This window comes from Pseudovibrio exalbescens, assembly GCF_028737195.1.
Classification (GTDB): Bacteria; Pseudomonadota; Alphaproteobacteria; order Rhizobiales; family Stappiaceae; genus Pseudovibrio; species Pseudovibrio zosterae.
This window is the reverse complement of the sequence record NZ_JAQZAJ010000001.1, coordinates 1083793-1104049: the sequence shown is the minus strand read 5'-3', so window position 1 is coordinate 1104049 and position 20257 is coordinate 1083793. Positions and strand designations below refer to the sequence as shown.

The following is a 20257-nucleotide window of genomic DNA, read 5'->3' as shown; positions in this document are numbered from 1 at the left end:
GCTAAGAGTTTATCGCGGGGTGGAGCAGCCCCGCATCGCCCGCAAGGCCACTGGCCTGAGGACGGGCAAACTGAAAAGACCGGGCAACGCCAACGCCCGGCTGGGCACGACAAAAGCCCAAAACACAAGTTTATCGCGGGGTGGAACAGCCCCGCATCGCCCGCAAGGCCACTGGCCTGAGGACGGGCAAACTGAAAAGACCGGGCAACGCCAACGCCCGGCTGGGCAAAACAAAAGCCCAAAACACAAGTTTAACGCGGGGTGGAGCAGCCCGGTAGCTCGTCAGGCTCATAACCTGAAGGTCGTAGGTTCAAATCCTACCCCCGCAACCAAAGATTAACCCGCTAACTCATAGAGTTGGCGGGTTTTTTCGTTCTAGGGCCAGGTTTGCCCAAAAAAGCCGGTATGCAGGGTGTAAGCAAAATAATGCTAGCACGGTGTTATTGGGGGCTAGATACTTTGTCGACATTTATGTGAAATAGCTCTAGATGTGGGCGACAGAAATCAATTTCATCGATTCTAAACATTTCAGAACGTCTTGAAACGAATGATTGATGTAGCCCAAAAACTAGATCATTCATCATTTCGGGGGTTAGAAAGAAAGCGTCTTGGTGACGTGCCTCTAGATCCCCTGTCAGAAATCTCTCTTTGAATGTCGAAAGTTTAGTCGGGTTGATAAGGAACCTGTTTGCGTAACTGGAGTACATTTTCTTTGGAGAATCGATCCTTGGCAGGAGCTGGGCAATGCAATCTCTACCGTACTCTGTGATAAGTTCGGTACCTCTTGGCGTTTTGGTAGTTTGATTTACTCTTTCTGCGAGTCTGAGGCCGTGGGCCTTGGCACGTACTGATCGGAAGTCATAGCTAGCTGGTTGCCGGCGAATTTCATAAGGTTTAAACTCTGTTAGGTGCCACTGGTCATGATCAATTCCATTGGTTAGGTCATCAAGTGTACGTTGGAAGCGATCGCCAGACATTCCTGCGAAGTATTCACCATATGTTGTTGTCCAAAACCACGACGTTAGCTTTGTTTTCGAAACATCAGATATATTCACTCTTTCCCGGAATATTTCCGTAAGAATTACCAATTGAAGCGAATATGGAAGCCAAGTCGGGCTAGGAATTTTGCAATGCTCTTTTAGAAATTCGGCAGCAAGGCGGAGTCCGCCAACGACATCATGTACAATACTAGGGTTTGTCTTAAAGGAGTTTCCTATTTCATCAGCATTTTTTGTGTAAATACCGAAGCCCATGGCGAGCTTGCAAGCCTTTAAGATAATATCATCATCAATATTTGACCATGTAATATCAGATAAATGTTCGATTTTCGCTTCTTTAATTCGAGCATTTAAGTTGAAACCAGAATTCCAGCTAAGTGCATGAATCATATGAGCTTCACTCATCGGTTTACCTTGACTATTGATACGCTGGAATGTTCGCGTCGCCATTTCAATATCATTGGTAACGATGGGAATTACTGGAACTTTATATTCCCGAAATGCCTTTATTAAATCTTCAGATCGATGAATTATGTTGTTTACTTCATCATCCGAACCTGAAACATTCCTCTGGAAACGCAACATACCCACGCTGTCAAATACTAGGTGCATTGGTAAAGCATTCCGAAGTTGTGTGTTCTCTAACTCATCAGCTTTGACGAAGTCATCCTTTGAAAAATCGAAAAAAACCCTAAAATCTTCTGAAGGTGGAAGGTCGTCGAATCCGTCGTCAAACTCGTTGTCCGTATTGTCATCTACTACTGACAAAGCGCCTAGGAGCGTTGAGAGACGCTGAACTCCATCTAACAGGTACTGACCAGCTGATGAGGGTGAGGCAAGACGATGTGGCCCTAAGTTCTCATAACATTCGAGTCGTAGGTCATCTGTGCGCCACACCATAATTGCGCCCATTGGTATTCCATCCCTGATGCTTCGAAAAAGTTCGAGCCGCTGTTCCCAAGTCCACACTAGAGGCCGCTGAAACCGGGGAACTTGAATCATCCCCTTTTTGACTTCTTCGAGGAGTTGGCTCAGATATGAAATGTGAGGGTCGCTATGGTAATTAGGTTTGCTCATCTGGAGAGTGCCAATATCCTTGTGACGATGCCGTTTACTTCAGTCCACGTATCACCATGGGTAAAATGATCTTTTTCTTGAATCCAATCTTTGGCATAAAGTTCAGCAATTCGCGCGCCAAAACCTGAGTTCAATTTTCTTCGGTTCTCTTGGGAAACATTATTGTAAAGGGTTAATGTATTTTGAGCTATTGCTTCCTTATCTTTTGATAAGCCGTCCTTCATGTGAAAGTGAGCCTTTTGATCACGAGATAATCCGCAAAACGCTTTGTAGAGCCCTAGTTTACGTGCCTTTCTAGTTCTGTTTTCATTGACCCAAGTATTGAGCCAACTTGGATGCAGATAGTTTTCGATTGCCCTCCGGTTAAGTCTGAATTTCTCTACACCTGCTTCCGTGCATGCTGCGGTAGCAGCATTAGATTGCGGTGAAGGTTGGTTTGGAGCAGAGGCATCGCAATCGAATACGGCAGAGGCATTGATGGAATTCAAAGGGTGTTTGGCTACATATTGTTGAATTTTCCTGGGTAATTCAGTAATCCCGCCGCAGTTTTCAAATCGCAATAAACCCTCTTTTTCAAGTGTCCGAAGCTTTTTTAGTTGTTGTTGATTCGAATAGGTGAATACAAAGTCGCGATCAGAACCATCGTTTTCTAAGAATATTCTATAGGGATTATTGGCAAGTCTAACCGCTGTCTCCAAATGAACAGTAGGGGGCGAGGTTTGGGTGTTCTCTGGCGAGTCATCGCGGACCGCGATTGGAAACTTGGCTGGCTCAAGAGCTTCGGATTCTATACTATGATCAAGGGATGTTTGCCATTCTTCCTTTATTTCGCTGGATTGTCTCTTAAACCAAGTTATGTAATTTGGCCCTTCTTGGTCCAGAAGCACAATTCTATGGCGCCCCCTTAGAACAATGTTAGATATTACAATGAGATATGCAGTATTTTTTTTCTGTGAAAAGCAGCTATCATATAAATCAAAACGCAATTGGATTGCCCTTTCTTTCCTCAAAGAGTTTTCGAGCCAACTCGGTGTTCTTCCTAAAAATATCAATCGGCCAATTGTCTTCGATCGGTCTGGCTAGCTTATCGAATTCAATCAGCTCAGGTTGAGCTCCATTTTCGCCTCCCCGAATCCAATGAAGCGCTACGTCAGCGGGATCCATTTTGCCTTGTGCAATTGCGATTTGGACGCCCAATAGTAAGTTCTCAGAATGGGTCTCGACGAGTATTCTAGGTTTAGGGTTCGAGGTTACCGTCTCACAAAACAGATTGGCTAAGTGCGAATGCGCGTCTGGGTGAATATGGAGTTCAGGATGTTCAAATGCGAAGGTCGGAGCCGTTCCGAGAAAACCTGCTTTTGCTAATTTCAGTAGACTCACTACGGGGAGCACCTGTCCCATCCCCTCCCCAGTATCAACAATGTCAATATCCAATTTATCGTTGTTATACGGGTGGAGGGTAAAGCGATATCCACTTTGGTCTCCAATGGTGATTTTCTGTCGGCGGAAGCCATATCCTGTTGCTTTTTGATACCAGCTGGAGATGTCTTCGATTACATCTTGTGAAGCGGCTTGGAGCAATGAGGTCAAGCCGTCGCTGTTGCGAGAGATTTTTCGTGTTAGGCCTTTATCTAGCTCGTATCTTTCGGGCAACACGCAGTTTGGCGATAGGCTGTAAAACTGCTTTGCAAAGTTTCTCATTGCCGAAGGCAATAGGGAAAGATATTGCTCTGCTTTGTCGGGGTACTCGACAGGGGTTAACCCCTCAAAGCGAATTTCCACTCTCTTTTTTTCGCTATTCGCAGAGAAGGTGTAGAAGGAGGTCGGCTGGAGTGCGTCATTGTTCCAATCCTCCCACTCGAAACTGGCTTTAGCCCCATTGCTCAGTTGAACACTTAGCTGTTCGACAATTTGAACCTGTAATTCAGGCATATTTCTAATCGTAAACTGAAAATCACAGGATCGGAACCCAAGCCCAATGCGAACATTTGGAGAAGAAGAGTGTTTTGAAATTAAACTTGAAAATGTCGCACCTCGTAATGCTTCTGATCTTAGGTTAAATGGACCAACTGTACCGTTATCGGTCGTGTCTGCCAAAAGTTGTAGGAACCTAATTGCAGCACTCTTCCCTGAACTGTTGTAACCGTAGAATAAGGTGAGAGGCCGAATAGTGAATTCTGCCTTTTTAAAATATGCCTTGTACTTCTCAAGGCTGAATTTTACTAGTTGTTCCATGCGCTATTCTCTCGATGTGCTAACGGCTACTTGCAAAACGTATCAGCATCCCGACTAGCTGCGTACGCAGATGAAACTCCAAATTCTTAAATGATTTGAGCTCATCTGACATGCTATCCAATATAGCTTAACGCATGAGTTGTGGTAGTGGGAAAGTGCGAATTAAAGCGTAAATGTATTTGTCCCTCAACGTTTCACACCCCATGCACCTATAGATGCATTTTTGGGGTCCACGCTGTGTACCTCTCTGTAATCATTGATGTAATCGTGTCTTTTGCTTTTATGATAGTTGTTGCTCAGAATTCAGCCTATTTAATTGCTCAGCCGAGCTGTTTTTGGGTTGTGGTGGCGTAAAATCGTATCGGTTCGCTTTCCATATGCGGCCCGGACATCTTGACACTACCAGCAAAAAAGCCTGCCCTGATGTAGGGCAGGCCGGTCTCGTGTTGAGTGTGTTTTGAGTTAGTTCAAGAGGTCAAAACGGTCCGCATTCATGACCTTGGTCCAGGCGGCGACAAAGTCCTTCACGAACTTCTCTTTGTTGTCATCTTGCGCGTAGACCTCGGCATAGGAGCGCAGGATGGAGTTGGAGCCGAACACCAGATCCACTCGGCTTGCCGTCCACTTGGCCGCGCCGCTCTTCCGGTCACGGATCTCATAGGTGGTGCCGTCAACTGGAACCCATGCGTTGGCCATGTCGGTCAAGTTGACGAAAAAGTCCGTTGTCAGCGCGCCAACCTTGTCGGTAAACACCCCATGCTTGGTGCCTGCGTGGTTGGTTCCCATGACACGCATGCCGCCCACAAGGGCCGTCATTTCTTTTGCTGTCAGGCCCATGAGCTGGGTGCGATCGAGCAAAAGCTCTTCGGCGCTTACGGCATAGTCTTTTTTCAGCCAGTTGCGATAGCCATCATGGATGGGTTCCAGAACAGCAAAGCTCTCAACATCGGTCTGTTCCTGTGTGGCGTCGCCGCGTCCGGGATGGAACGGAACTTCAACGTCAAAGCCAGCCGCCTTGGCCGCTTGTTCGACACCGACATTGCCTGCCAGAACGATCACGTCAGCGACGCTGGCACCGGTGTCGACGGCAATGCCTTCCAAGACGGAAAGAACACGGTCCAGCCGATCTGGCTCGTTGCCCTCCCAATCCTTTTGGGGCGCAAGGCGTAAACGGGCACCATTGGCTCCGCCGCGCATGTCAGAGCCACGGTAGGTGCGGGCACTGTCCCAGGCGGTGCACACCATATCCTGCAACGACAGGCCGCTTGCGGCGATCTTCTGCTTCACAGCTGCCACGTCATAAGAGGTGTTTCCTGCTGGAATCGGGTCCTGCCAGATCAGGTCTCCTTTGGGAACATAAGGACCAATGTAGCGCGCCTTGGGGCCCATATCGCGGTGGGTGAGCTTGAACCAGGCACGGGCAAAGGTCTCAGACAACAGATCCGGGTTCTCATAGAACTTCTTGGAGATCTCGCGATAGATCGGGTCCTTGATCATCGCCATGTCTGCATCAGTCATCATTGGGCTCAAGCGGATGGAAGGGTCTTCCACGTCGACCGGCTTGTCTTCCTCCTTGATGTTGATCGGATGCCAGATCCACGCTCCTGCCGGGCTCTTCGTCAGCTCCCAATCGTAAGTGAACAGCAGATAGAAATAGCCGTTGTCCCACTTGGTCGGATGTGTGGTCCATGCACCTTCAATACCGCTCGAAACGGTATCGCGGCCAATCCCACGGCTGCCGGTGTTGGTCCAGCCCAAACCCTGATCGAAGACATCGGCCGCTTCTGGCTCTGGGCCCAACTTGCTGGCATCGCCGTTGCCATGTGCCTTGCCTACCGTATGACCACCGGCCGTCAGCGCGACGGTTTCTTCGTCGTTCATGCCCATGCGCGCGAAGGTCTCGCGGATTTCAAGCGCTGTCTTCAATGGGTCTGGCTGGCCGCCAACCCCTTCGGGATTCACATAGATGAGGCCCATCTGTACCGCAGCAAGCGGGTTTTCCAACGACTGCGGGTCCGCATCGCTGTCATAGCGATCTCGGCCCAGCCATTCTTTTTCGGAACCCCAATAAACGTCTTCTTCCGGGTGCCAGATATCGGCGCGGCCAAAACCGAACCCGAAGGTCTTCAGGCCCATGGATTCATAGGCCATGTTGCCCGCCAGGATCATCAGATCCGCCCAGCTCAGCTTGTTGCCGTACTTTTTCTTGATTGGCCACAACAGACGGCGTGCCTTGTCCAGATTGACGTTGTCCGGCCATGAGTTCAACGGCGCAAAGCGCTGGTTGCCGGTATTGCCACCGCCGCGACCATCGGAGGAGCGATAGGAGCCTGCGGAGTGCCATGCCATGCGGATCATCAGGCCGCCATAGTGCCCCCAGTCAGCTGGCCACCAGTCCTGGCTGTCGGTCATCAAGGCCTTGAGGTCGTCCATCACCGCTTCGTAGTCGAGGGTCTTGACCTCCTCACGGTAGTCAAAGTCCTCGCCCATGGGATTGGTCTTGGTATCATGCTGGTGCAAGATCCCGAGTTTCAGCGCGTTGGGCCACCAGTCCATAACGGACTTTTCACTCGCCGTGTTGCCACCATGCATGACAGGGCATTTGCCTGCGGAAATTTTTGGGTTGGTATTCATGGCTCCCTCAATATCGTTTGTGCGATCTCTGAAAGGGCATGTGTTCGTTGCGGCCAGATGCCAAACGACATAGGTGCCCCTACGTTTTTTAACCTAGCACCGTTGCCGAATAAAAAGAATTTGCATTTTCTGATGGAGTAGATAAGCAAACCTTATTGCTGACATGCCCCTGAAACTACGAAGCATTTGGACCCGATATCGGGGTTGAACGCGTTGCCAGATCCCGTCGTGGCCTTCCGCCTCTCTCTGTTTGCCATGTCGAGGCCCAGCGGTGACTTAAGGTTGTGGCGTTGGAGTACGAAGGCAACCAGAAAGTGCTTTCGAAGAATTGACGACCCTTTACGGCAATAGGCATGATGGCAACAGGATTAAGAAACCAACTTCCTGCATGGAACAGGCTTAGCTCGGATCGTTAGGAATCAAGTTTAAGCAGAGGCTGCACAGCAGCTTGGGAAGGTCTGTGCGACTGGAAGTCGAAACTGAATTTGGCCTTGCACGAATGCGGTGTTAGGCGCCCCGTTAAAAAGGTGTTGCATGTCGAAACCTTGTATCATTTGCGTTGCTATTACCGGATCCGTGCCGCGAAAGGCCAACAATCCAGCACTGCCAATTACGGTGAGTGAGCAGATCGAGAGCACGCAGCAGGCATTCGAGGCTGGAGCTGCCATCTGTCACGCCCATGTGCGCAATGACGACGAAACGCCGAGCTCTGACCCGGAAAAGTTTGCACGCCTCAAGGAGGGGCTTGAGAAACATTGTCCGGGTATGATCATTCAGTTCTCCACGGGCGGTCGTTCTGGTGCAGGCCGGGAGCGTGGGGGCATGTTACCACTTCGGCCGGACATGGCATCACTCTCCGTCGGCTCAAACAACTTCCCAACCCGCGTCTATGAGAACCCACCGGAGCTGGTGGATTGGCTGGCCTCAGAAATGCGCACCTATGGCGTGAAGCCGGAGATCGAAGCGTTTGATCTCAGCCACATTCATCAAGCTGCGATCATGAACAAGGATGGCCGGATTCCGGGCGACATATATATACAGTTCGTGATGGGCGTGAAAAACGCCATGCCAGCCGACAAGGAGGTCTTCGACTTTTATGTGAAGACCGTTGAGCGGCTGATGCCAACTGCACAGTGGTGTGCGGCCGGTATTGGACCCAACCAGATTGTCCTCAATGAGTGGTCGATTGCCGCTGGCGGACATGCCCGCACGGGGCTGGAAGACAATGTGCGCATCGACAAGGACACATTGGCCAAGTCCAATGCAGCGCTAGTCAAACGCGCAGTTGAAATCTGTGAACGCTATGAGCGCCCGGTAGCAACACCACAACAGGCCCGCGAGCTTCTTGGTCTTGCTGCTTGAGGCGGTTATCAAGCACGGCGAGGCTGACTAATTGTTGTTTCGTTAAGTTGCGGTGCCGGTGAGATAAACTCACCGGTATCTTTCCGGTTTAATTCATCGGAAAAAGCAGAATATCATTCCGTCAATTCACGATTTATCTGATTAATTCGCCCGGCTAGGTTCATTGCAACAAACATCTCCAAACGACAGAGCGCGGCTGAAACCGCTCTAATGCAATGAGGAAGAATGCAATGAAACTGGGCACCACACTGACCGCTGTATCACTGTTCGCACTGAGCGCCTTCTCTGCGCAAGCCGCAGAGACCGAGTTCGTCACCAAATTGGACCCTGCTGCGAATGAGCTTCCAGAGGGGCTGGCCTTGCGCGGCACAGATGCCTTCCTCGGCCTTGCGACCAAGCAGAGCGTGTTGCGTCTGGCTGAAGGCGAACTGACCGAGTTCGCGACCTATCCATCCTTGCCGGAAGGGGCGGGCTTTTTGACTGGTCTGACCTTTGCCCAGGACGGGTCTCTTTGGGCAGGGCTGGCCTCATTTGCCGAAGGCGTCACCACAGGTATCTACCGCGTTGGCGCAGAAGGCGGCGAAGCAACCTTGCACGCCTCGGCTGAGGGGATGGGATTCCCGAATGACTTCACCTGGCAAAATGATGGTACTGCGCTGGTTACAGATTCCATTGCCGGTGTGATTTGGGCCGTGTCAGAAGATGGATCTACAACGAAGTGGTTGGAACACCCGCTTCTTAAGGGCGACCCGGAAGTCTGTGCGCCGGACGAAGTTGGGTATGGCATTGGGGCCAACGGACTGGATTTTGGTCCGGATGGCGCGCTCTATGTGGCGGTAACCGACCGGGCACAGGTGCTGCGTGTCGCCATTGAAGATGGAAAGCCCAGCCATGTAGCTCCAGTAAACGAAACCAACTGCGATCTGTTGGAAGGCATTGATGGTATCATCGCCGGGCCAGAGGGCATTACTGCCGCTGTTAATCGCACCAATCAAATGAGCTTCATCTCTTATGAGGGCGAGGTCTCTTCAATCTCGCGAGACAACATGCTGGACTTTCCTGCATCAATCGCTGCGACCGATACAGGGTATCTGGTGACCAACTTTGGTCTGGTCTCAGCCATGACAGGTAATGCCAATCCTGGCCTCATCAAAATCACAAAGTAAAACCGAGGCCTGCCTTTCCCTAAGGCAGGCCTTCGCTTTCATCCCTCTGAAAACATCTTGCGGAAAAAGATCCTCGAGTGGCCTCTCGGGTGATCTGGAAGCTCGCCGAAGGACTGGTAGCCCAACGCCCGGTAGAACTCTGGTGATTGGAATGTGTAGGTGTCGAGCCAGACTCCAACGCAACCTCTTTCTCGTGCAATTGCCTCTGCCTTTTCCAGGATACGCCGACCGGTTCCGTGTCCTCGTGTTTCCTCTGAGAGGCTTAGCAGCTTGATGTAGAACCAGTCCCACAGGATTGCTCCTTGCAAGCCGCCGACCTGTTTTTCGCCTGCGAATGCACCGATGGTGATTGTCTCCGGTGCATATGAGAATCCCTTTCCCTCTGTGAAGGTGCTCAGCGGCCCTACAATGCCTTCAAAATGGCTGTCCTGCACGTCGTTGATTATTCGCAGTTCGGTCATAAAAAGCTCCAAGGAAAATGGTCTTCAACTCAAATGCACGGCCTTCCATTGATGCATCAGGTGTTCTGGCTTCTAATAAAAAGGCCCGTGATCCAGAGAGCACGGGCCTTTCGATTGATCAAGAGGTTGTCTACTGGCTGAACAGATGAAGGTTGTCGGGGTCGATCTTCAGATTGACGAACTCTCCGAGTTCCACTTCGGTCAGGGAGTTGTCCACCACCGTTGTAGACTTGCCAGCAAGCGTGACGCGCAGGTGGTTTTGGGCGCCTGTCGGCTCAATCAGATCCACACGGCCTTTCAGGCTATGTTCGTCCTTTTCTGCACTCAAATGAAGGTGCTCAGGTCGCATCCCCAGAAGGATTTTTCCGTCTGAAGGCTGATTTGCACGCTTGTCTGCGACCAAGATGCTGCCGTCTTCCAGCTCAATACGGGAGGACGTGCCGTCGCTTGTAAGGGTCGCGGGCAAGAAGTTCATGGCTGGAGAGCCAATGAAACCAGCCACGAACGCGTTTGCCGGATTTTGGTAGAGCTCGCGTGGTGTGCCAACCTGCTGAATGATCCCCTGGTTCAGAATAACAACACGATCTGCAAGGGTCATGGCTTCGATCTGGTCGTGTGTGACATAGATCTTTGTGGTGCGAACACGCTGATGTAGCCGCTTGATTTCCTCACGCATCTGAACGCGCAGTTTGGCATCCAGATTTGAGAGGGGCTCGTCAAACAGGAAAACGTCAGGATTACGCACCAGCGCGCGGCCCATGGCGACGCGTTGGCGCTGACCGCCAGAAAGCTGCGAGGGCTTGCGGTCAAGCAGATGCACCAGATCAAGTATCTCGGCGGTTTCTTGAACACGGGCCTTGATATCTGGCTTGCTGATCCCGGAGATACGGAGATTAAAGCCCATGTTTTCCTCAACGCTCATATGCGGATAGAGCGCGTAGGACTGGAACACCATGGCGATGTTCCGCTCTTTGGGAGAGAGGTCGTTGACGTACTCACCGCCAATGTAAACCTCGCCTGCTGTTTCTTCCTCCAAACCGGCGATAATGCGCAGCAAAGTGGACTTGCCGCACCCAGACGGACCAACAAGGGCAACGAACTCACCATCCTGAATGGTCAGATTGAGGCTCTTCAAGACCTCGACTGAGCCAAAGGATTTGCTCAGGTTCAAAAGTTCAACACCTGCCATGATCAAATCCCCTCAAGCTTCTCAGCCCGTTCGGGGGAGTGGTGGGTTTCAATAAGGGAACGATACCAATGAGCGCTGTTCTTGAGCGTACGCTCCTGTGTCTCGTAGTTCACATGGACGATGCCAAAGCGCATGCGATAGCCCTCTGCCCATTCGAAGTTGTCCATGAGGCTCCAGAGGAAATAGCCCTTCAACGGCAAGCCCATCTCCGTAATCTCGGCGCACACGCGCAGATGACGGTCGAGATAGTCAATGCGTTTTTTGTCATCAACAACGCCATCGACAGGCTCGTCGTTGAAGCAAGCGCCATTCTCGGTGATGTAGACCGGCGGCAGGTCATAGCGGTCGTAGACCTGCTTCATAACGAAGGAAAGGCCCGCTTCATGGATTTCCCAGCCAATGTCGGTACGCACATCGCTGTCGGTAACAGGAACGGGTAGCGCACGCGGATAAGCTGCGTCCGGTGCCGGGTCGTCCTTTACCTTGCTTGGATTGTAGTAGTTCATGCCCCACCAATCGAGGGGCTGATTGATGATCTCCAGATCACCATCTTGAATTGGCAGTTTCTCGCCGAACTCCGCCAGTATTTCAGTGTCGTATTCGCCCTTGAAAATAGGGGAGAGGAAGACACCGTTGTTGAACAGGAAGGAGCGCTCCGCTGCGGCTAGATCGGCAGGCTCGGAGCTGCCGGGATAAACTGACATCAGGTTCAGAACAATGCCCATGGGCAGATCAGAGCGGACCGAGCGCGCTGCCTGAACACCCATGCCGTGGGCAAGGTTCATGACATGAATGGCGGCCATCGCTGCATCGATGCTTTTCTCGCCCGGGGCGTGGATGCCAAGCAGGTGGCTCAAGTAGCAAATGCACCACGGTTCGTTCATGGTTGCCAGTGCATCCATGCGGTCACCAAGACGGTTCACCACCACCTCTGTGTACTCTGCAAAAGCCTCTGCAGTGTTGCGGGCCGTCCAGCCCCCGTATCCAGCCAGTTCGATTGGCAAGTCCCAATGGTAAAGCGTAGGGAAGACCCCCAGACCGCGCTCCTTCATGCCGTCAATCAGACGGTCATAGAAGTCGAGGCCCTTTTCGTTCACTTTACCCCGTCCGTCCGGCAAGATGCGCGGCCAGGCAATGGAGAACCTGTAGGCATCAACACCAAGGGACTTGATGAGATCAAGGTCACTCTCCCAGCGGTGATAGTGGTCACAGGCCACATCGCCAGAGTGTTGTTGGTAGACACGGCCCGGCATCTTGCTGAAGGCATCCCAGATGCTGGGCTTGCGTCCGTCTTCTTGGGCCGCGCCTTCGATCTGATAGGCCGCTGTTGCGACGCCGAACTTGAAGTCGCGAGGGAAACGTTGTGCCAAGTGTTTGATATTGTTCATGGGTTTTAGCCTTTAACTGCACCGGCGGTCAAACCTGCCATCATCTGCTTTGAGAAGAACAGGAAGGCGACCAGAAGCGGGATCATAGAGAGGAAAGTGCCCAGCATGACCGCACCCCACGGGGTGTTGGCGACAGACTGCAAGGACCGCAGTGCAAGGGTCAGGACGTACTTGTCCGGCGAAGAGATGACGATCAGTGGCAGAAGGAAGTTGTTCCAAAGCGCGATGAACGTCACGATGCCCAGCGTTGCCAGTGCGGGCTTGATCAGAGGAAGAACGACCGTCCAATAGGTGCGAAAGTCTGAGGCGCCATCCACCTTGGCGGCATCCAGCAGGTCCCGGGATATGGAGGTTACCATGTACTGCCGGATCAAGAAGATGCCCATGGCATTGGCTGCTAGCGGCAACCAGATCGCAGCGTGGGTGTCCAGCAGCCCGAGGAACTTCACTGTAAGAAAGAACGGGATCAAGGTGAGCACCGGCGGCACCATCATGGATGCAACCATGACGCCGAACACCACGTTCTTGCCCCGAAACTCGTAGGCAAAAAAGCCATAGGCACACATGGAACAGAACAGGACAGTGACCGCTGTACCAATGATGGAGACCATCAGAGAGTTCCCCAAAACCAGCCAGAACGGCATGATATCGAGAAGCTTTTCATAGTTCTCCAGAAGCCGGCTGCCGAAGTAGAACGGTGGCGGTGAGGAGAAGATCTCACTGCGGGAGTGGGTGCCCATCATGGCCACCCAGACAAATGGAAAGATCGTGATAAGCACGCTGACGATCAGGAAGGCGTGCATGCTGATCTTGGGAAGACGTTTCATAAGTGCTTTCATATCAGCGGTCCTCCCCGAGACCCTTGCGGCCATTGAAGTAGAAGTGAACACCGGTTGCGATCGCGATGAACAGGAACAAGATCCAGGAAATTGCTGCTGCCGCGCCCATTTCCAACCACTGCCAGCCCACCAGATAGAGGTAGTAGGAGGCGGTCAAACCGGACTGCGCCACGCCGCCGCTCTCACCTTGTGTAAGAACGTAAGGTTCTTCGAAGAGCTGCAGGTTGCCGATGATGGTGAGTGTTACCGCGAAGAAAATGAACGGGCGGATCATAGGCAGAGCGACATGCCAGAACTGCTGCCAACGGCTGCATCCATCCACTTTCGCGGCATCATAAAGATCCCGAGAAACCGTCAGGAAGCCAGCGGAATACACCACGATGTTGAAGCCGGTGTACTTCCAGATCACCACCATTGCGATGGATGGCTTGAGCAAGTCTGACGAGGTCAGCCAGCGGATTGGCATGGCATCCTGCACCCATGAAAAGAACCAGGACAGGACGGGCAGGTTGGACAGTGCTAGAAGCCACTGGTTCAAAATGCCAGCATTGGTGGAATAGATGCTGAAGAAGATCAGTGCCACGGCCACCGTTGAGGTAATGAATGGAATGAACATGGTGGCGGTATAGAGGTGGCGGAGCCTGCCACGTACAGCGGAGACCAGCATGTATGCCACCGGAATGGCCAGCAGGTGCTGGGGTATGCCGCTCACAACAGCCAGCCAGACCGTGTTGTAAAGGGACTTCCAAAGCCACGGATCAGTGAGGGCGAGCTGGTAGTTGTAAAGACCCACGTACTCCATGGAGGAAAGGCCAGCAACTGGGTTCCACTCCTGAAACGAGAGGTAGATGGAAAACAGCAGTGGGAACAGGGTGAAGACCATGAAGAGGATAATGAACGGGCTGATAAACAACCACGGCATCAACCGCTTCTTCCAGATACGCAGGGTACTGCGCCGTCTGGCCGGAGCACGCATCTGAGTGCCCCGTTCTTCATTGGGCGTTGTTGTAAGTGTCATGTCTCGCCTAACTCAGTGAAGAGGGAAAAAGGCGGCAGGCTCTCAAGAGAGTGTTGGTCAGAGCCTGCCTTGTTCGGGCCTATTTCACGCGGCGTTTGATCAGGCGCTCAGCGTCACGCAGAGCAGCTTCAATGTCCTTGCCGTCATTCAGCACTTCAAGAAGTGCCGCACGCAGAACGATGTCGTCAGCGATCAGGTCGCCTTGGCGCGGTGCAACCGCTGGCACCTTTTGGGCAACTTCAGCGAACAGTTTGCGGGCTTTCTGGCCAGCAAGAAACTCAAGCGGTTCATCAAAAGAAGCGTCGCTGTAGGTTTCAGTGAGCACTGGGAAGGAGCCAATGTTCTTCAGGCCTGCAAGCTGTGCTTCAGGAGTGCTGGTGAGGTACTTGATGAACTCCCAGGCATCCTTCTTGTTCTTGGCTTGCTTTGGTATGGCAAGGAAGGAGCCGCCCCAGGAACCGTAAATGCCATCAGGAAGGTTGGAGACGCCCCACAGGCCAGCTGTCTCAGGTGCCATCCAGTTTTGCAGGTGACCGAGAAGCCACGCACCGGAAAGCTGAGTGGCGACCGTGCCGTTCTTGAAGCCATCGTACCATTCATTGGTCCATGCGCGGACCTGAGCGTCGAGACCTTCTTCACGGATCTGCTTGGCGACGGTGAAGGCGTGGACGAAGCGGTCAGAGGTCACCAGCGGCTTGCCATCTTCGTCAAAATAGAAGCCTTCACCTTCCTTGACCGTGGTGTAGATGATGAGCTGCGCAACCTCTGCTGCGTCAGCGATCAGATATACATCTTTCTCTTTCAGCTTACGGCCATATTCGATGTAGCTGTCCCAGCTCTTGATGACGTCTTCAATGGAGGAGCCAACTGACTCTGCAATGTCGCGGCGGTAGTACATGACACCGGGGCCAATATCGACTGGAATGGCATACTGGTTGCCGTCTGTTCCCTTGCCCTGATCCCAAGCATAGCTGACGAAATTTTCCTGCATGAGGTCAGCGCCATACTCAGGTGCTGAAAGGTTTTCAAAGCCGCCTGCGTTGATAAAGGAGCCAACGAAACTCACGTCCACCACGACCACGTCACCGGCTCCCGATCCGGTGGCAAGGTTGGTTGTGAGCCTGCGGTGATGGTCCGCGTGCTGGTTCATTTGATAGGTAATGTTTATGTCTGGATGGCTCTCTTGAAACTGAGGGATCAGAACTTCCAGATGACTGTCAAAATCCGGAAAACCATCAAAACGCAAGTCGCCAGCTTGCGCGGATGCGCCCATCAGGGCAGCTGTTGCAAGGCCAGCAAGTAGATACTTCTTCATTGTTTCCTCCACCATTTGAACGTTTTAAGAACCTGTGTTCAGATCCAGCACGGAAGCACGTTCGATCACTTCCGCCTCAAAACTTCTGCAAATGCCCTCAATGTCAGGGCTTTTTCTGGCAACAGCATGTGCAAGCAAACCTGCAGCGGCGCCAATTTCCCTCAGGGGTTGGCGCACCGTTGTCAGCTTGGGGGAAAGGTGCCGTGCAAGATCAACATCATCGAAGCCGATAATGGAAATGTCATCGGGAATGCGAAGGCCTTTTTGGCGGCACGCTTCAATGGCACCCGCGGCCATTTCATCGGATTGGCAGAACAGTGCAGTGAACTCTTTGGGACCATTCAAAAGCGCCATCATGCGTTCAAAAGCCATGTCGTCTTTAAAGTTACCTTCAGCGGTCAGGTCTGGATCCAGCGGAATGCCAGCCTCGGCCAATTGCTGCTCGAAGCCCTTAAGGCGGTCCCGTGCCTCGTGGTAGGAAAAGGGGCCGGTAATCGTCGCGATTTTCCGGTGACCCTTGGCCACCAAGTGTGCTGCTGCCAAGGCCCCGCCGCGAATGTTGTCGAGATAAACGCAGCGGTCTTCGTAGTCTGGAAGGTGCCGGTTCATGAGTACGGACATGGGGTGTTTTTCCATGAAACCGGTCAGTTCTTCCTCAGCAAGCGCATCAGAATGGACGATTACGGCTTCGCATTGGCGGTCGAACAGGGACTGCCATGCGCTGCGTTCACCTTCTGCGGCTTCTCCGGATGATTCAGCAATGAGCTTGTAGCCAATCTTGCGAAGCGCGCGCTCCGCACCATCAATCATGGTGCCATAGTAGGCGGACCCGAATTGGTTCACCACAACGCCGATGGTGCGGGAAGAGCGGCTGGCCAGACCTTGCGCAACCTGGTTGGGGCGATAGCCCAGTGACTGCACAGCCTCTTGCACTTTCGCCTTCGTCTTTGCGTCAACCATTTCTGGTTTGTTTAAGGCGCGTGAAACGGTTGCGGTTGACACGCCAGCCTTGACTGCGACCTGTGCGATTGTTGCCACGAGCATTCTCCCAAATGCAGCGCTTCTATCTTTCAATTCTCCCAGTCGAATCGACTTGTAAGCGCTTACATGCAAGAAGGTTGTCATTTGTAAGCGCTTACATCAAGGCAAAAATATCAGGGTCAGTCCTTCTGCTTATTTGTGAAGTATCAGCTGAAGGTGCCGCTTTCTGGCTTACTTATTGGAAATGTTCAAAGTTTGGGGAGCGGGCGTTCCGCAGACCTCGTGGGCGATGCTCGCGCAGAAAAAGGCGTGCGCGGCTCGCTTGTGACCAACATTTACCAAAAGGCTCATTGCTGGCGGTGCCGTCACAGACCATCGGAGGCGGTGTCACGTGCCTCAAACTTCTCGTTAGTGCCGTTTGCCGTTGTTGCTGCGAGCCCTTCAACCTCAGTGCCCACCAGCGTACTGAAACCAGCTCCCAGTTCGTTCTAGTAAACGCAGGTTGGAACAGGCACCTGCGATACAGCTAGCTAAGACCGCTCCAGGTTGAGGCACACGCACAACAGGTCGAGGCAGACTTGGTGATGCAAGAGGAGCGTGGAGAACGCCGGAGGGGGCATCTCATGCCATGTTCATATGGAATGATTACGCTATGGTGAGCGAAACACATCTAGTCACTGCAGGTACACCGATGGCCACATTCCCGGATAATTTTCTATGGGGCGGCGCAATTGCCGCCAATCAGGTTGAGGGTTCTTTTGATAAGGATGGGAAGGGGCTATCAACCTCCGACATGTTGCCCAAGGGTATCTTGAGCCCTCATCAATCACGGGAGGAGCGCACACCGGGCATCAAGGATTTGGCGATTGATTTCTACAACCGCTATCCAGAAGACATTGCTCTGTTCAAGGAAATGGGCTTCAATTGCCTTCGCCTTTCCATCGCTTGGACGCGCATCTTCCCAAAGGGAGACGAGGACACGCCTAACGAGGCGGGGCTCGCGTATTATCACAAGATTTTCGATGAACTTGCCAAGCACGACATCACTCCATTCGTTACCTTGTCGCACTATGAGATGCCGTATGCGTTGACCGAGACTTATGGCGGGTGGGCTGATCGGCGCCTGATCGGTTTCTTTGAGAGATACGCCCGAACCGTCTTTGATGCCTACAAGGACAAGGTCAAGCTGTGGCTGACCTTCAATGAGATCAATATGTCCTTGCACGCGCCGTTTACCGGTGTCGGCTTGCCTGAAGACGCAACTGAAGCAGAGATCTATCAGGCCATTCACCACCAGCTTGTGGCCAGTGCCCGCGCCGTGCGTCAGTGCCACGAAATTGTACCAAACGCGCGGATCGGCAACATGCTTCTGGGGGCGATCAACTATCCTTACACCTGCAATCCGGATGATGTAATTGCCGCCATGAACGAGAACAACAAGTGGCTGTTCTTTGGGGATGTGCAGACCCGTGGCCGCTATCCGGGCTACATGCTGCGTTACTTCCGGGACAACGGCATTGAGATCCAGATGGAGGAGGGAGATCTGGCGGAGCTTGCAGATGCCAGCGTCGACTTCATCTCTTTCAGCTACTACGCCTCCGGTTGCGCCAGTGCCGACCCAAAGCAAAAGGAAGTCGGCAACATCGTCGATAGCGTGCCAAACCCCTATTTGGAGAAAAGTCAGTGGGGATGGCTGATCGATCCGAAGGGACTGCGTATTCTCTTGAGCTTTCTTTATGATCGCTACCAAAAGCCATTGTTCGTCGTCGAAAATGGTCTGGGTGCGCGGGATGAAGTAACGGAAAATGGCGAAATCTTTGACGATTACCGCATCTCCTATCTGAACGATCATCTGGTTCAAGCCCGCGAAGCTACACTGGATGGGGTCGAGCTGATGGGCTTCACAAGTTGGGGGCCGATCGACCTGGTGGCAAACTCAACAGCTCAGATGAGCAAGCGCTATGGTTACATCTACGTCGACCGTCATGACGATGGCACCGGTACGTTGGAGCGCAAGCGGAAGAAGAGCTTTCATTGGTATAAGCAAGTCATCGCGACGAACGGGGCAAGTCTGAAGACCTGACCAAAACGTTCCAGTCAGCGACGGGATCAACAAGAGACGTGTTTTGGGAAGCAGAGGAGAGAAATCACCTCTGCTTTTTTGCGCGCATTTACTTGTGTAGCAACCAGAAATGGATTAGTGAAAATTCTTTCTAGCCCTGAAAAATTTATCATGTTAAATTTGAAGGGCAAAATATAGAGGCTCTCCACGCATGCGCGTGAGAGAGGTCAATGATCTCCCGGCAAGACAAGCGAAGATCGGTTGTGCAGAAATCAAAATCCTCACTGATTGAACAAAGAAGGCAGGGCCGTGTCCTGATTTTCTCGCAGTTGAGGAAGTCAGGCCAACTGGCCCGTATTGACTTGTCCAAAGAGACAGGGCTTAGCCCCGCGACAGTTACCACCATTACCGCTGAGATGATGGAGGAGGGGCTCATCGAAGAGGTCGATCGTGCAGCCCCCACTGGGGACGTTAAGCGAGGACGACCAAGAGTAGAGCTAAAGCTCAGCTCTTCTTCGTGCATCGTCGCGGGGATCAAGCTCTCAAAAGGCGTGATGTCTTCAGTGGTCGTTGACCTGGCAGGCAACACTCTTGGCAGTCTGGCCCGTACCTTCAACCCGGCCACTGTGGAGGCGGATGTTCTGGCAGCGTCCGTGCGGGAGCTCTTGAAGGATCTTCTTGAGCCTCAAGGCTTGAAGATAGAGGACCTGTCAGGAGTTGGCATCGGCGTTCCCGGCATCGTCAACAAGGAAGAGGGCTACGTATATTGGAGCCCGATGTTGACACAGCGCAATGTTCCGCTGTTGGAACGATTGGCGGACCATTTGCCGGTTCCGGTCTTCATAGACAATGATGCAAACCTCGTGGCGCTTGCTGAGCTTTGGTTCGGGTATGGCCGCACATTTGATGATTTCATCGTGGTAACCACCGAGCACGGTGTTGGCATGGGCATCGTGATCGACGGGAAGGTGTATCGAGGAGCCCGCGGATGCGGAGCTGAACTGGGCCATACCAAGATCATTCCTGACGGCGCTCTGTGTCGCTGCGGCCAACGCGGTTGTCTGGAGGCCTATGTTGCGGACTATGCGTTGCTTCGTGAGGCCAACATCGCAATGCCGGATCTGCCAAGCAACTCACTTGAGAGCCGACTGGATCAGCTCTATCGGATGGCTCAAGAGGGCAATCAAGAGGCTAAGTCGATCTTCTGGCGTGCGGGCAAATTGCTTGCCTTAGGGCTGGCAAACATCATCAATGTCTTTGATCCCAAGCTCATTATCGTTGCTGGGGAGCAGATGCGTCTCGATTATCTTTCTTCTGATGAGTTCACGCAGGAGGTGCAACGAAACATCGTGTACGTTGAGGGGCCAAGGCCGGAAATTGTGGTACATCGCTGGGGCGATCTCATGTGGGCAAAAGGTGCTGCTGCCTTCGCACTGAGCGAGTGCATGAATGCTTCCCTCTAGCATTGAAGAGGCTTGTTACCCCATTGACGCTTGAGCCGCGCACCCGCGCCTGTATGACGCGCCATGTTT

The 20257-nt window shown here is 52.5% G+C and carries 14 protein-coding genes, 1 tRNA gene and 1 pseudogene; 5 read left to right on the top strand and 11 right to left on the bottom strand.

The annotated features are described in order from the left end of the window. Nucleotides 1-255: 255 nt before the first annotated feature. Nucleotides 256-332, top strand: a tRNA-Met gene (locus PUV47_RS05120). A gap of 108 nt (nt 333-440) precedes the next feature. Here the strand turns inward: PUV47_RS05120 and PUV47_RS05115 are convergent. From PUV47_RS05115 to katG, 4 genes are all read right to left on the bottom strand, one after another. Then, entirely contained in the window at nt 441-2075 is a 1635-nt protein-coding gene (locus tag PUV47_RS05115) for a DUF262 domain-containing protein (RefSeq protein ID WP_274217399.1), read from the bottom strand. Continuing rightward, a complete protein-coding gene (locus tag PUV47_RS05110) occupies nt 2072-2962 on the bottom strand; it encodes a hypothetical protein (RefSeq protein ID WP_274217398.1) in 891 nt (296 codons plus the stop codon). Before PUV47_RS05110 ends, PUV47_RS05115 begins: the two co-directional genes overlap by 4 nt. Nucleotides 2963-3050: 88 nt before the next feature. Further along, entirely contained in the window at nt 3051-4310 is a 1260-nt protein-coding gene (locus PUV47_RS05105) for an AAA family ATPase (RefSeq protein WP_274217397.1), read from the bottom strand. Between the two features lie 462 nt (nt 4311-4772). Next, on the bottom strand, nt 4773-6944 hold the full coding sequence (gene katG / locus PUV47_RS05100; RefSeq protein WP_274217396.1) for a catalase/peroxidase HPI: 2172 nt from the start codon (nt 6942-6944) through the stop codon (nt 4773-4775). Nucleotides 6945-7478: 534 nt separating this feature from the next. Here katG and PUV47_RS05095 point away from each other — a divergent pair. Together PUV47_RS05095 and PUV47_RS19885 are read left to right on the top strand one after the other, a co-directional pair. Further along, nucleotides 7479-8306, top strand: coding sequence for a 3-keto-5-aminohexanoate cleavage protein (locus PUV47_RS05095; RefSeq protein ID WP_274217395.1), 828 nt, complete (start codon nt 7479-7481; stop codon nt 8304-8306). A gap of 215 nt (nt 8307-8521) precedes the next feature. Next, nucleotides 8522-9025: pseudogene (locus PUV47_RS19885) on the top strand (SMP-30/gluconolactonase/LRE family protein); the annotation flags it as partial. Nucleotides 9026-9510: 485 nt separating this feature from the next. Here PUV47_RS19885 and PUV47_RS05085 read toward each other — a convergent pair. The 7 genes from PUV47_RS05085 to PUV47_RS05055 all read right to left on the bottom strand — a co-directional run bounded on the left by PUV47_RS05085 (nt 9511) and on the right by PUV47_RS05055 (nt 16720). Beyond that, complete coding sequence (locus PUV47_RS05085) at nt 9511-9933, bottom strand: GNAT family N-acetyltransferase (RefSeq protein ID WP_274217391.1); 423 nt, start codon at nt 9931-9933, stop codon at nt 9511-9513. Nucleotides 9934-10063: 130 nt separating this feature from the next. After that, complete coding sequence (locus PUV47_RS05080; protein WP_274217390.1) at nt 10064-11122, bottom strand: ABC transporter ATP-binding protein; 1059 nt, start codon at nt 11120-11122, stop codon at nt 10064-10066. 2 nt (nt 11123-11124) lie between these two features. Beyond that, a complete protein-coding gene (locus PUV47_RS05075) occupies nt 11125-12510 on the bottom strand; it encodes a GH1 family beta-glucosidase (protein ID WP_274217389.1) in 1386 nt (461 codons plus the stop codon). A 5-nt stretch (nt 12511-12515) separates the two neighbouring features. Next, on the bottom strand, nt 12516-13349 hold the full coding sequence (locus tag PUV47_RS05070) for a carbohydrate ABC transporter permease (protein ID WP_274217388.1): 834 nt from the start codon (nt 13347-13349) through the stop codon (nt 12516-12518). Nucleotide 13350: 1 nt separating this feature from the next. Beyond that, nucleotides 13351-14367, bottom strand: coding sequence for a carbohydrate ABC transporter permease (locus PUV47_RS05065; protein WP_274217387.1), 1017 nt, complete (start codon nt 14365-14367; stop codon nt 13351-13353). A gap of 79 nt (nt 14368-14446) precedes the next feature. Continuing rightward, complete coding sequence (locus PUV47_RS05060) at nt 14447-15682, bottom strand: extracellular solute-binding protein (RefSeq protein WP_274217386.1); 1236 nt, start codon at nt 15680-15682, stop codon at nt 14447-14449. A 24-nt stretch (nt 15683-15706) separates the two neighbouring features. After that, nucleotides 15707-16720, bottom strand: a complete 1014-nt coding sequence (locus PUV47_RS05055) for a LacI family DNA-binding transcriptional regulator (RefSeq protein WP_274217385.1) — start codon at nt 16718-16720, stop codon at nt 15707-15709. A gap of 595 nt (nt 16721-17315) precedes the next feature. Here PUV47_RS05055 and PUV47_RS05050 point away from each other — a divergent pair. After that, nucleotides 17316-18746 (top strand): glycoside hydrolase family 1 protein, encoded by a 1431-nt coding sequence (locus PUV47_RS05050; protein ID WP_274217384.1) that lies wholly within the window; start codon nt 17316-17318, stop codon nt 18744-18746. Between the two features lie 209 nt (nt 18747-18955). Further along, nucleotides 18956-20188, top strand: coding sequence for an ROK family transcriptional regulator (locus PUV47_RS05045; RefSeq protein WP_274217383.1), 1233 nt, complete (start codon nt 18956-18958; stop codon nt 20186-20188). Nucleotides 20189-20257: the final 69 nt, after the last annotated feature.